Below are 12,360 nucleotides of genomic sequence, written 5' to 3' on the forward strand. Positions count from 1 at the left end.
AATGGCGGCAGCGGCAACAGAGAAAACCGAATTTGGCTATAAGCGCGCAGACTTTGAAGTTGTCTGCGCCAAGCTTAAAAAGCTTGCGGGGATCAATCTTGCAGATAGCAAAGATTCGATGGTCTACAGCCGCTTGTCTCGTCGCATTCGAGCGCTGAAACTAAAAACATTTAGTGAATATTTGCACTACTTGGACAGACACGAAGAAGAAAAAGAAGAGTTTATCAATGCGCTAACAACCAACCTGACTTCTTTTTTTCGTGAGAAACATCATTTTGACCATTTAAAGCAGCATATCGCGTCAAACAAGCGAGCGCTTAAAATTTGGTGCGCAGCAGCATCTACAGGTGAAGAGCCCTATTCAATTGCGATGACGGCCGTTGAGGCCTTCGGTAGCTTTGATTTGCCGGTAGAGATTATAGCATCCGATATTGATAGCAAAGTGCTAGCAACCGCCAGCCAGGGCGTTTACAAAATAGAGCAGCTAGAGGGCTTGCCGCAAAGTATGAAAAAACGCTTTTTCCTGCGCGGTAAGGGCAGTAATTCTGGTCTCGTGCGTGTAGTGCCTGAACTTCGTAAACTGCTGAGTTTTCAAAAACTTAATTTAATGGATGACAGCTGGCAGCTAGCAAAAGACTTCGATATTGTATTTTGCAGAAATGTGATGATCTATTTTGATAAACCCACTCAACTCAACATATTGAGCAAAATTATCAAGCATATGCGTCCACAGGGATTATATTATGCCGGCCATTCAGAAAACTTTTCACATGTGAGCAGCATACTCACACCACTTGGTAAGACCGTTTATCGGCCAAAGGCTGGTACCCTGTGAGTGCGCACTTTTCGGAGCATTTAGCACCCAATCGGTATTTTGATAAGAACTTCAATACTAATGCGGTTAAGATTTTGCCCGGAGAGTACTTTGCCACACGCGACGAAACCATGATTGTTACCGTGCTTGGCTCTTGCGTATCGGTATGCCTGCGAGACCCCATTACGCGTGCTGCCGGCATGAATCACTTTTTATTGCCGGCCAATAAAGATGAAGTTAATTTCAACTCCGATTCTGCACGCTATGGAATATATGCAATGGAGATTTTGGTTAATCACCTGATTAAGCTTGGCGCTTCGAAATCGCGCCTTGAAGCCAAAGTATTCGGTGGTGGAAATGTAATGAAGCAACTGAGAAGCAATACCGTTGGTCAGCAGAACGCTGCATTTGTTGAAGACTATTTAGACACCGAAAGCATCCGCGTGGTTGCTAAAGACTTATTAGGCGACTATCCGCGAAAGGTGTACTTTTTTCCTTTAACCGGCGAGGTAAAAGTGAGAAAGCTCAAATCGCTTCACAATAAAACTATTATCGAGCGAGAAAGTGAATACAGAGTCAAGGTTAATCAAACCCCCGCATCTGGCGATATTGATTTTTTCTGACGGCTGTTTGATATTTCGTTTGTTTACTTGAATTAGAAAAATATAGATTTGGAGAGTATGATTGTCCATTCGCGTTTTAGTCGTTGATGACTCCGCCCTTATTCGCAGTTTACTCAGCGAAATTATTCGTCAAGATCCTGACCTAGAACTTGTTGGTGCCGCTCCTGATGCATTTGTAGCAAAAGACATGGTGACGCAGCTCAAGCCTGACGTGATCACCCTTGATATTGAAATGCCAAAAGTAGATGGGCTTACCTTCCTAGACCGCCTGATGAAAGCGCGACCTACTCCCGTTTTAATGATATCCACCCTTACTGAAAAGGGTGCCGATGCCACCATTCGATCACTTGAATTGGGCGCCATTGATTTTATTGCCAAGCCTAAAATTGATGTCTCCAAGGGTATGAGTGCTTACGAACAAGAGATTGTTCAAAAAATAAAAATTGCAGCCGCGTCAAAACCCAAACCGCGTGTAACTACCAATACTGCGACTCAGGCAATACCCATTGCTTACCAGGGCACTGAAACCCTTGTTGGTATTGGTGCATCAACTGGCGGTACCGAAGCAATCAAACAAGTTTTAATTAACCTGTCTCCTGCCTTTCCCGCAACGGTGATAACACAACATATGCCAGTGAGCTTCACGCGCTCGTTTGCGCAAAGACTTGACTCCTTATGCAAAATTAAGGTTCACGAAGCCAAAGACGGTGAGCGATTATTACCTGGCAATGCTTACATCGCACCTGGCGATAAGCACATGGAAATTACTCGTCATGGCGCAGACTATCGGATTCGCCTGAACGATGGCCCCTTGGTGAGCGGCCATAAACCGGCGGTCGATGTGATGTTTGAATCCTTAGCAAAAGTCGCTGGCAACAATACCGTAGCGACGCTATTGACCGGTATGGGAAAAGACGGAGCCAAGGGCTTATTGACGCTTAAAAAAGCGGGTGCATTAACCATGGCGCAGGACGAAGAAAGCTGTGTGGTCTACGGTATGCCGCGAGCGGCAGTAGAGCTTGGTGCTACGAGTAATGTCTTCCCACTTGAAAAGATGAGTATGGCGCTAACTAAAGCGGTTGAGAAGAAGGGCAACGGGACACGCTTGTAGACGCGCTGGTTTTTTTTGCGCTGAGCATGACGCAGGCACTGCAAAGTGTATTACGCTATGGTGCGATAAATGTGTTCATTAAATCTTAATCTGATTGCGACCACTTTCTTTTGCTAGGTAAAGCAAGCGATCTGCTTCGCTAATAGCAGGCGGTAGCTCTTTATGTTCGCTCAAATCGACCAAGCCGCCGCTAAAACTAATCGCGATTGATGGCTTGTGTTGTACGAAATGCATCTTAGTGCACCTTTCGCGTATAGCGTCGAGTTTCTTGTGCGCCTGAGCAAGCTCACAATCGACAAATAAAATCACAAACTCTTCGCCTCCATATCTACCCACCAGATCGGTCTCACGAACAGAGGATTGCAATAGCTGCCCTAAACCATTTAGCACTAAGTCGCCTGCTGAGTGACCATGTGAATCATTGACATCTTTAAAATGGTCAACGTCTATCAGTGCGAGTACGCAAGGGGTAGGATGACGTTTGTGCAGGCGTAACTGATGATTTGCTGCCTCCACAATTTGTCCATGATTGAGCACGCCAGTAAGCGGGTCTTTTGACACAAATGATTTAATAAATGCTGAGCGTTCAAGCCTTGCCATAACCTGTTTTAGCACCAGTGGCGTTGGCGTGTTTTTCGCAATCAAATCATCTGCACCGTGCGCAAGAATATTTAGCTTTGTATCTAACTGCTCGTCGGCGGTCAAAAACACAATGGGTGAAAAGTCAAATTTTGGATCCTGTCGAATCATCGACGCGACCTCTAGACCATTCACACTTGGCATAATGCGATCAAGCAAAAATAAATCTGGCTGCAAATGCTCTATTGCGTCAAGCAATTCTTCTGCTTGTTGAAAAAAGTGAAAGTCCACATTCACATGAGAAAACACTGCTTGGTAGAACTCCCCCATCGATACTTGATCATCAAGCATCACAATCTGATAGTTCTGATTAACTTGTCGTTTTAGTGAACGCGTGATTTTTTCAACTAAAGAGTACACATTTACAGGCTTAACTGCATAATCAGATACACCGGCTCTTACAGCATGTAAGCGGGTCTCAAAATTAAAAAGACTGCTGCAGGTAATCACCTTGATGTTGCGCTGAACTAACTGTTGCGCAAAGTCGAAGACCTGCTCTGTGCTTATAGCCGGCATCGTAATATCGAGCAGCACTAGGTCTGGCTGTGTTTGTTGTAGGCTAATTTCAAAGTCAGCAGTTGATTCAAAGTACGAAACATCAAAACTAAACTGCTCGAGCATCGCCTTAAGCAAACCGCCAACGGACTTTTCATCATCGATGATTGCCACTTTAACAATGCTCTGCGGGCCATAGGCAGGTTGCGTTTTTCTATCTAAAAGCAATTCTTCATTCTCGTCCGACTCGCTTAATATTGGGTCAGGCGTGAGCTTGTTGGAACGAATAAGCTGATTCATCAACCAGTCTATGTCAGCCTTTGTGCGCACACTTGAATATTGCCCGGACATACCGCGTTCGCAGGTGGACTGCATACTTTGAAGCATTTCATGTAACGTGAATAATGGAAAGCTTGCATATGATTGTGCGACCTCGCTCACGGTGTTTCTGAACGATGTCAGGTCTTTGCTTTTCTTGCTCACACGCGCCACCGACCATGACTGAACCAAGCGCTTTAAATCTTGTTTATATTGTTCGCAGGTATCGTTTGATAACAAGACGAGTTCCTATTTTTGAGGACACACAAATGTGTTTGATACAAAAACATCGGCTGATATACAAATAAGTTTAGCGCAGCTTTATTTGATATTGCACTTGTGATGTTGCACTTTTATCCATGCATCATTCTCCTAAACTTCGCTGATAAGACCAGTAATTTGCTGATAACTTGCCACTATTTATGCTATTTTCGAGAAATATTTAGAAAAGTTGTTATGATTTAGTAAAAAATGCTTTGGATAAGTCTAAGAAAAGCATTTTGAAACGTTAAGCGCACAATATGCTCATAATCAAAACAAATAAGCGCATTTTATGAAATTACTACTACTAAACGGTCCAAACTTAAACCTGTTAGGCACTCGCGAACCCGAAGTATATGGGTCTCAAACACTCGACGATGTTCAAGATGTTTTGGTCAATTATGCAAAGAGCAAAGGCGTCGAATTGAGTTGCTTTCAATCTAATGCTGAACATGAACTACTGAATATCATTCATGCGCATATGGGGAAAATTGACGGGATTGTCATTAACCCAGGTGCCTTTACCCACACCAGTATTGCTTTAAGAGATGCCTTCCTTGGCACGCAAATTCCCTTTGTAGAAGTGCACCTATCAAATGTATACCAGCGAGAGAGCTTTCGACACAGCTCCTTTTTGTCTGATATTGCAAAAGGCCTGATCGTAGGTTTAGGCGTGCGCGGTTATGAACTGGCCATAGACGCGTTCATCACAACTGAATAATAAATTGACTATCTAATACACAACAATAAGTAAAATTTCACACAACAAGTTTTTACTAACAAATTTAGAAAAAGGCGGCATCATGGACATAAGAAAGATTAAAAAACTCATTGAGCTGGTAGAAGAATCTGGCATTGCTGAACTTGAAATTACAGAAGGCGAGGAGTCAGTTCGTATCCATCGAGGAGGGAGTGCTCAGCCAGTACAATACATGGCGCAACCTACGCCGGTCGCCCCAGCGCCCGCTGCACCAGCACCGGCGGCGCCCGCAGAAGCTGAGCCTGCTCAAGTCAGTGGGCATGTTGTTCGCTCGCCAATGGTCGGAACCTTCTATCGCTCTTCATCGCCTGAATCCAAACCTTTTGTTGAAGTAGGTCAAAGCGTCAAGAAGGGCGATACACTTTGCATCGTTGAAGCAATGAAGATGATGAATCAGATTGAATCTGATGTTGAAGGCGTGGTTAAAGAGATCCTGGTGACTAATCAAGATCCCGTTGAGTTTGACCAACCTATTTTTGTGATTGAATAAATAAGGGCGTTCTAATGTTAGATAAAGTGCTTATTGCCAATCGCGGCGAGATTGCATTGAGAATCATGCGCGCATGCAAAGAGCTTGGTATCAAAACCGTTGCCGCGCACTCAACTGCCGATAGAAACCTTAAACATGTACTGCTTGCTGACGAGTCCATTTGCATTGGCAAGGCACCAGCGCAAGAGAGTTATTTGAATATTCCGCGTATTATTGCCGCGGCAGAGGTTACCAATGCCATTGCCATTCATCCAGGCTATGGGTTTTTGTCGGAAAATGCTGACTTTGCTGAAGCTGTTGAAAAAAGCGGCTTTGTATTTATAGGGCCGAAGGCCGAAACCATTAATTTAATGGGCGATAAAGTCTCTGCTATAGCAGCCATGCGTAAAGCGGGCGTTCCTTGCGTACCCGGCTCTGACGGTCCATTAGGCAGCGACATGGAGAAAAACCGTGCCATAGCAAAACGAATTGGCTATCCGATGATTGTAAAAGCCGCAGGTGGCGGGGGCGGCCGCGGTATGCGTGTGGTGCGCAGCGAGTCAGAGCTTGAAAATGCGATCAGCGCAACCAAGCAAGAAGCTGGAGCCGCATTTAATAACGATATCGTATACATGGAAAAGTATTTGGAAAACCCTCGACATGTGGAAATTCAAGTACTCGCCGATGGCCAAGGTAGCGCGATTCATTTAGGTGAACGTGATTGCTCTATGCAGCGTCGCCATCAAAAAGTGGTAGAAGAAGCACCTGCACCGGGTATCTCGCAACAAATGCGCGACAAAATTGGCGAGCGCTGCCGCCGGGCGTGTATCGAAATCAACTATCGCGGTGCGGGAACCTTTGAGTTTTTATACGAAAATGGCGAGTTTTACTTCATCGAAATGAATACGCGGATTCAGGTTGAGCATCCAGTCACAGAAATGGTGACCGGTGTGGATTTAATTAAAGAGCAACTGCGCATTGCTGCCGGCCAACCGCTGTCAATCGAACAGTCGCAGGTGCGTGTACACGGTCATGCTATTGAATGTCGCATAAATGCAGAAGATCCGAACACCTTTATCCCAAGCCCGGGGAAAATTGACATGTTTCACTCCCCCGGTGGGCTAGGAGTCAGATGGGAGTCGCATATTTATTCTGGATACACGGTTCCACCGTACTATGACTCAATGATTGGTAAGTTAATCACCTTTGGTGAGAGCCGCGAGGAGGCGATTGTGCGTATGCGACACGCCCTTGACGAGCTAGTAGTAGACGGTATTAAAACCAATGTCCCCCTACAAAAACGCATCCTGGCTGATGAAAACTTCTTTAATGGTGGTACCAACATCCACTACTTAGAGAAAAAACTAGAAAGCGAAGGCTAAGCAATTTATAGACTTTGCTGCGTCCCAACGTAGCTTGAACAGCGAGCGGATTTGCTAGGAGGATGGAGAGGGTATTCAATTTGAAAGCATCGAAATCATGGATGATTTCGCTGAGCGCCCATGGACGGGTTCACAGCGGCTTTCAAATTGAATACCCTCTCCATCCTCCTAGCAAATCCGTGTTAGCGCCCTCAGATGCATTTGGACGCGTCAAAGTCTTGCTTAACAAAGAGAGCGAGCATGCAAGAGATTGACACTTGTGGCATCACCGACCTATTTACACTTCGATACGCCATGGACAAAAAAAATGACATCGTTAACCTAAGAGAGGATGTGCTCGACTTGCAGAGCTTTCCTGAACGTCTTTATGCAAGTTATCAGGCAGAATGGCGCAAGTACGTTAAACGTGCGCTACATCAGCTTCAAGCGCATGATGACGAACAAAAGCGAGCCTTTCAAAATAAGGTTAGTGAGCTTCAATCCGGACAATCTGGAGAGTTTAATGAACTATTGGCCGTGGTAAATACGGCGATTGTGGTGAACGATTCTCAGCAAGTCAGTGTATTGACTACACCACTTAAGCGCTACGTTGAGGACTTGCTCAAGCTTTAAGTGACCTAAACTGACTAAAAGGAACGCTTATGTTTGGCCTATTTAAATCCAACCCAACCAAAAAACTTCGCAAAAACTACGATATGAAGCTAGAGCAAGCCATGCATGCGCAGCGCAAGGGCGATATTAAAACGTATTCAATGCTGACTGCCGAAGCCGAGGCTATTTGGGCTGAAATAGAAACGCTTGAGAAAGAAAAGAAGGACTAGTTAGATTTATGAAAGTAAGATTGCCTGTTATATTGCTTGTAAGCTTGGTCGCCCTCTTGGGCGCTAGTACTGTCTCCTCTATCCAAAACGCTTATGCAAATGCGCCAAATGATGAAGCCCTCGCGTCGGCAAAAGTTGAAAGCCCGCAAATCAGCACGACAGAGCATAGTGGGCGATTCAATGACACAAAAGTAGAATACGAAGTGATTGCCGGTGACACGCACTTTATGGATGAAGAGGGTAAAGCCAAAGCCTCTATCTTTAGCACCGCTTACTTTCGAACTAATGTGAAAGACAGCGCTACTCGACCTTTACTGTTTGTGTTCAACGGCGGTCCTGGCTCCTCGAGCGTCTGGTTACATTTGGGCGTGTTTGGACCAAAAATTGTCCAAATCCCGAGCGATGCCGACCCTGTTCCTGCTGCGCCTTACAACTTAAATGATAATCCTTTTAGCTTATTGGACATTGCCGATATGGTTTTCATTGACCCAATCGGTACCGGCTATTCCAAAGCCCTTGGCGAATATGAAGGCAAGGATTTTTGGGGCGTGAAAGAAGACGCCGAACTAATGAGTGAGTTTGTCCGTCGATTTATTACCGAGCACCAACGCTGGAATTCACCTAAGTATCTAGCGGGTGAAAGCTATGGCACCACCCGCGCGGCTCTTATGGTTAAAGAGCTTCAAGAAGGTTGGGGCACTATCGACTTAAACGGTGTGTTCTTAATATCCAGTATCGTCGATTTCCAAACAGGCGATTTTCACCCCGGCAATGATTTACCCTACATCACATTTTTACCTACCTATGCGGCTACTGCTTGGTATCACGATGCATTACCAAACAAAAATGAATGGGATTCACTAGAGAGCTTTTTGGATGAAGTCCGAAATTTTGCGCTAAGAGAATACGCAAGCACCCTAGTACTTGGCGATTTAGCCACACAAGCTCAACTCGACGGTATTCGAGATACACTCAGCCGCTACACGGGCTTATCAAGTACTTATATAGAGCAAAGCAAATATCGCATCAATGAGTTCTTTTTCATGAAAGAATTACTGCGCGATAGAGGGCTAAGCGTAGGTCGTTTAGACAGCCGTTACTTAGGTGAAGACGCCAGCAATGTGGAAGCCCGCTTTGAGGCAGACCCATCTGGATATGCAATTGATGGCGCATACACAGCCGCTATACACAGCTATTTGGCAAGTGATTTAGGTGTATTGCGACATACGCCTTATCACATTTTATCTGGTGAAGTATTTTCAAATTGGAACTGGCTATATGGGAGCTCTGCTCGCTCTCAAGGGTTTTTAAATACCTCTCAGTTTTTGGCTAAAGCCCAGCGGCAGAATCCTTCATTTAGAATTTTTGTCGCAAACGGATATTATGATTTGGCCACGCCATTTTTTGCCACAGAGTATTCAATGAATCATGCGGGCATCGACAAGTCACGCCTTGAAATGCATTATTATCCCGCAGGGCACATGATGTACATCCATCACCCTTCACTGGAAAACCTCGCCAATGACATGCGTGCGTTTTTGAGTCAGTATTAGGATATAACCAGTCATCAAAGAAGTAGAGACCTTATGCCTTGGCAGCAACTCAAGATAAATGTAAAAGCAAAGGATGCAGAAACACTGTCTGAGTTGTTGGAAGGTACTGGCGCTCAAGCTGTTACCTTTGTTGACGCAAAAGATACTCCCGTGTACGAACCTAAACCCGGTGAAGTACTTTTATGGCCAGACACTCAGGTGATTGGTTTATACGAGGCGGACGTTGACCTCACTCCAATTGTGACTGGTTTAAAAAGCCATGATTTATTTATCGATGGTATGTTTTATAAGCAAGATCAGCTTGAAGACAGAGAGTGGGAAAGAGAATGGATGGATAACTTTCATCCCATGCGCTTTGGCAAGCGGCTATGGATATGCCCAAGCTGGCGCGAAGCTCCTGAGCCAGATGCGGTTAATATAAAACTCGACCCTGGACTGGCCTTTGGCACCGGAACGCACCCAACCACTCGCCTTTGCTTAGAATGGCTTGACGCACAAGAACTTCACACAAAGAGCCTTGTGGATTTTGGCTGCGGCAGCGGAATATTGGCAGTTGCAGCGCTTAAACTTGGGGCTAAATCAGTCTGTGGCATCGACATTGACCCACAGGCGCTTTTAGCCAGTGAACAGAATGCACGCAATAATAACGTAGCAAACGCCCTGTCGTTGTACTTACCTGACAATCAACCCTCACTACAAGTCGATATCGTCTTAGCAAACATTTTAGCCGGACCATTAAAACAGTTAAGCCACGTGATCACGGATTATTGCAAGGTAGGAGGCACCCTCGTAATGTCTGGCATTTTGCGTGAACAAGCTGACGAAGTAATGCATGTTTATCAACAAGACTTTCGCTTTGACGCTGTGGCGAATGCTGATGACTGGGTTCGACTGGTCGGACACCGATTCAAATAACGTAAAATATAGCGCCAGAAACACGTAGGAATGTATTACGTACTAATTTTAAGCATATTTCGACATACAAAAAATATGGTGTTTAATTAGTCCTTTGAAAGCCATATACTTTTTTTTACAACTGATATTCTTGTTTTTAAGTCTAAAAGTTTGAATATTCGAGGATACATCATCAACCCTCAGGTTTGATATTTATAACAAAGTAGTTGCAATGTTAATATGGAAAAAGAGTGGGAATTGACTTAGTACCGGCCACACTTATGAATCTCGCGCCTAAACATATCAAAATCGTTATTCTCAACGGAGATGTGATTGGTCCACCAAGCGTTAGCGATATCTCACTGCTTCCTGCTGGAGCTAATTCTAAAACGTGTTACAGGAGCATCGATGCATTTGGAGCTTATAACCAGATTAGTGGGCACCGAATCTACTTTGGAGATTCAGTTTCCGCTTGGTGGCGAATATGCGATAACACGCACGGTAAGATCTGTATGTCGAATGACCTCTTAAGGCTAGAGTTACACGACCCTCTCCCTTGGGTTTCTCCCGAGCCTACAAAACCTGAACTTTGGAATATTCCTGCATCTTGGATACTGCAACTATTAAATGGAAAAGCTAATGAAAAATGAATACCGATATTGGCCTATCCCAAGAAACATTATTCGGGATAGAAGCTTAAACAGCGAAGAAATTTCAAAATTCAGGGCGCTTGTCACATATCAAATGCTTTTCGGTGGGAAAATAGTCATTTCTGACTCCAACTATCTGAATTGCCTTGCTCTGAGAGTCTCAGTCAATTCAGTATTGAGCCAGACAGAAAACGAGAATTACAAATTCTTTCACGATTTAATTGAACACCAATTTGTATCAATTGCTAAAAGAAAAGAATCGTCCTTTACAAACATCGCTGAGAGCTTACTGTTACAAGGAGGAAATACAGAGTTAATTAAAAAGGATTGGTTCACAGATTCGGCTCCAGATTTATTATATTTAGACGCTAAAGAAGCTACTAACTGGAACGAGTTTACGCTTAAAAATGCTGAAGACTTCTACCAGCGGGAGATTCAGCGTATCCTTTCCCGTCCGTTAGGTCGCTCGCTTCCAGATGATTTAAGGACGCAACTTGTAAAAAATATACATGAGCACATTTCGCTAGGAAAAAAAATTAACTGGCATTTCTGTAGCTTTAGTGGCGATATATGGAAAGGCGTAGATCAAAAACTAAAAGAAAGATACCAGAGTTTTTTATATTACGATGTTGGCCAAGCTCCGCACGCGGGCTTTTTGCCAAATGAGTTGGATATTTGTCCGGTGTATAACAGCGATACAGCTGCAGCAATCGAGTTATGGAGAGGGAAGTTCAATTTAAATGAAACAATAATTGAAAAACGAGAAATGAATCTTTTCAGCGGCTTTTCGCTCTCCGATACAATGGAGGCCTTATCTAAAATAACACTATCTGATATTGAGATGGCTATGAACAGTGATGAAAATAAAAACCTGAAGAAGCTCACTAAACAATATTCACTTAGCAACAAATCTTCAGATTTCACCGATATGGAAGACGCATTTAGAGACTACAAATACTTTATTGACTCAGTTATAAGCAAGCGCTTGAATGCTAAGCCTAAAAAGAAGTCTTTCAAAGCTTCATGCGAAGCTTTGTATTCCGAAGGGAGCTCTGACGTTTGCGAAAGCGTGGCTATAAACGTGCTAGGAGGCTTGTCAGAAGCGGTCGTTCCGCATGTAGGAAAAGTTTATTCGCTAGTCTATTACTCAAAAAATAATGAAACACCGAACCAAAGAAAGATGCGTCAAGCAAAAATAGATGCCTCAATCAGCGAGAAAGATATATTAAGAAACGCTTCAAAAAATAAAACCTTTATTTCTGGATCTATTCCTTTCAATAATGATGGCACTGCAGATTTAAAAGTTATGAACCAAGGGGACGTAAGGTTTTAGTTAGTCCAATCTTATGGTGTACAGACAAGTGGTCTGAAAAATGCGCCGTATTCCTGTAGTTATCTTGAAGATCAACTGACGAAATTGCGCAAAGTAAACAGCGTGCTCAAACTGGTCAGATGTCTAAAATTAAAAAGCGCTCAATAGTCAAGCAATTTTTCTTTATTTTGTTCAAAAAATAGCCTTTTCAAACTCCATAAAAACACGTAGTATACGCCGCCAATTGCGAATTTCGCC

14 protein-coding genes are annotated in these 12,360 nt (G+C 43.9%); 13 read left to right on the forward strand and 1 reads right to left on the reverse strand.

The genetic code is table 11. The features are described from left to right. Position 1: 1 nt before the first annotated feature. The 3 genes from PN836_RS12025 to PN836_RS12035 all read left to right on the forward strand — a co-directional run bounded on the left by PN836_RS12025 (position 2) and on the right by PN836_RS12035 (position 2,548). Positions 2 to 835, forward strand: a complete 834-nt coding sequence (locus PN836_RS12025; RefSeq protein ID WP_395338621.1) for a CheR family methyltransferase — start codon at positions 2 to 4, stop codon at positions 833 to 835. Next, positions 832 to 1,437 (forward strand): chemoreceptor glutamine deamidase CheD, encoded by a 606-nt coding sequence (gene cheD / locus PN836_RS12030; protein WP_395338623.1) that lies wholly within the window; start codon positions 832 to 834, stop codon positions 1,435 to 1,437. The genes PN836_RS12025 and cheD overlap by 4 nt, the downstream gene beginning before the upstream one ends. 61 nt (positions 1,438 to 1,498) lie before the next feature. After that, complete coding sequence (locus tag PN836_RS12035; RefSeq protein ID WP_395338625.1) at positions 1,499 to 2,548, forward strand: protein-glutamate methylesterase/protein-glutamine glutaminase; 1,050 nt, start codon at positions 1,499 to 1,501, stop codon at positions 2,546 to 2,548. Positions 2,549 to 2,626: 78 nt separating this feature from the next. Here the strand turns inward: PN836_RS12035 and PN836_RS12040 are convergent, their stop codons facing one another. Further along, positions 2,627 to 4,240, reverse strand: a complete 1,614-nt coding sequence (locus PN836_RS12040) for a diguanylate cyclase (protein WP_395338627.1) — start codon at positions 4,238 to 4,240, stop codon at positions 2,627 to 2,629. Between the two features lie 313 nt (positions 4,241 to 4,553). Here PN836_RS12040 and aroQ point away from each other — a divergent pair, with 313 nt between their 5' ends. The 10 genes from aroQ to PN836_RS12090 all read left to right on the forward strand — a co-directional run bounded on the left by aroQ (position 4,554) and on the right by PN836_RS12090 (position 12,123). After that, on the forward strand, positions 4,554 to 4,982 hold the full coding sequence (aroQ, locus tag PN836_RS12045; RefSeq protein WP_395338629.1) for a type II 3-dehydroquinate dehydratase: 429 nt from the start codon (positions 4,554 to 4,556) through the stop codon (positions 4,980 to 4,982). A gap of 82 nt (positions 4,983 to 5,064) precedes the next feature. Next, on the forward strand, positions 5,065 to 5,511 hold the full coding sequence (gene accB / locus PN836_RS12050) for an acetyl-CoA carboxylase biotin carboxyl carrier protein (RefSeq protein WP_395338631.1): 447 nt from the start codon (positions 5,065 to 5,067) through the stop codon (positions 5,509 to 5,511). 14 nt (positions 5,512 to 5,525) lie between these two features. After that, positions 5,526 to 6,872: an acetyl-CoA carboxylase biotin carboxylase subunit gene (gene accC / locus PN836_RS12055; protein WP_395338633.1), complete on the forward strand. Its 1,347-nt coding sequence runs from the start codon at positions 5,526 to 5,528 to the stop codon at positions 6,870 to 6,872. 80 nt (positions 6,873 to 6,952) lie between these two features. Next, complete coding sequence (locus PN836_RS12060; RefSeq protein WP_395338635.1) at positions 6,953 to 7,126, forward strand: hypothetical protein; 174 nt, start codon at positions 6,953 to 6,955, stop codon at positions 7,124 to 7,126. Beyond that, positions 7,113 to 7,484, forward strand: coding sequence for a hypothetical protein (locus PN836_RS12065; RefSeq protein ID WP_395338637.1), 372 nt, complete (start codon positions 7,113 to 7,115; stop codon positions 7,482 to 7,484). The genes PN836_RS12060 and PN836_RS12065 overlap by 14 nt, the downstream gene beginning before the upstream one ends. A gap of 29 nt (positions 7,485 to 7,513) precedes the next feature. Next, complete coding sequence (locus PN836_RS12070) at positions 7,514 to 7,693, forward strand: DUF6435 family protein (protein WP_395338639.1); 180 nt, start codon at positions 7,514 to 7,516, stop codon at positions 7,691 to 7,693. A gap of 8 nt (positions 7,694 to 7,701) precedes the next feature. After that, positions 7,702 to 9,246 carry a S10 family peptidase gene (locus PN836_RS12075; RefSeq protein WP_395338640.1) on the forward strand — a complete coding sequence of 515 codons (1,545 nt, stop codon included), beginning with the start codon at positions 7,702 to 7,704 and terminating at the stop codon, positions 9,244 to 9,246. 33 nt (positions 9,247 to 9,279) lie between these two features. After that, entirely contained in the window at positions 9,280 to 10,161 is an 882-nt protein-coding gene (gene prmA / locus PN836_RS12080) for a 50S ribosomal protein L11 methyltransferase (protein ID WP_395338642.1), read from the forward strand. 230 nt (positions 10,162 to 10,391) lie between these two features. Continuing rightward, positions 10,392 to 10,790 (forward strand): hypothetical protein, encoded by a 399-nt coding sequence (locus tag PN836_RS12085; protein ID WP_395338644.1) that lies wholly within the window; start codon positions 10,392 to 10,394, stop codon positions 10,788 to 10,790. After that, positions 10,780 to 12,123, forward strand: a complete 1,344-nt coding sequence (locus PN836_RS12090; RefSeq protein ID WP_395338646.1) for a hypothetical protein — start codon at positions 10,780 to 10,782, stop codon at positions 12,121 to 12,123. The genes PN836_RS12085 and PN836_RS12090 overlap by 11 nt, the downstream gene beginning before the upstream one ends. The last annotated feature ends 237 nt before the right edge of the window (positions 12,124 to 12,360 follow it).

The organism is Ningiella algicola, assembly GCF_028401415.2.
Classification (GTDB): domain Bacteria; phylum Pseudomonadota; class Gammaproteobacteria; order Enterobacterales; family Alteromonadaceae; genus Glaciecola.

Coding starts and splice junctions, on each gene's coding strand:
- PN836_RS12025 (WP_395338621.1), top strand. CDS start 2: ATGGCGGCAGCGGCAACAGAGAAAACCGAATTTGGCTATAAGCGCGCA.
- aroQ (WP_395338629.1), top strand. CDS start 4,554: ATGAAATTACTACTACTAAACGGTCCAAACTTAAACCTGTTAGGCACT.
- accB (WP_395338631.1), top strand. CDS start 5,065: ATGGACATAAGAAAGATTAAAAAACTCATTGAGCTGGTAGAAGAATCT.
- accC (WP_395338633.1), top strand. CDS start 5,526: ATGTTAGATAAAGTGCTTATTGCCAATCGCGGCGAGATTGCATTGAGA.
- PN836_RS12065 (WP_395338637.1), top strand. CDS start 7,113: ATGCAAGAGATTGACACTTGTGGCATCACCGACCTATTTACACTTCGA.
- PN836_RS12070 (WP_395338639.1), top strand. CDS start 7,514: ATGTTTGGCCTATTTAAATCCAACCCAACCAAAAAACTTCGCAAAAAC.
- PN836_RS12075 (WP_395338640.1), top strand. CDS start 7,702: ATGAAAGTAAGATTGCCTGTTATATTGCTTGTAAGCTTGGTCGCCCTC.
- prmA (WP_395338642.1), top strand. CDS start 9,280: ATGCCTTGGCAGCAACTCAAGATAAATGTAAAAGCAAAGGATGCAGAA.
- PN836_RS12090 (WP_395338646.1), top strand. CDS start 10,780: ATGAAAAATGAATACCGATATTGGCCTATCCCAAGAAACATTATTCGG.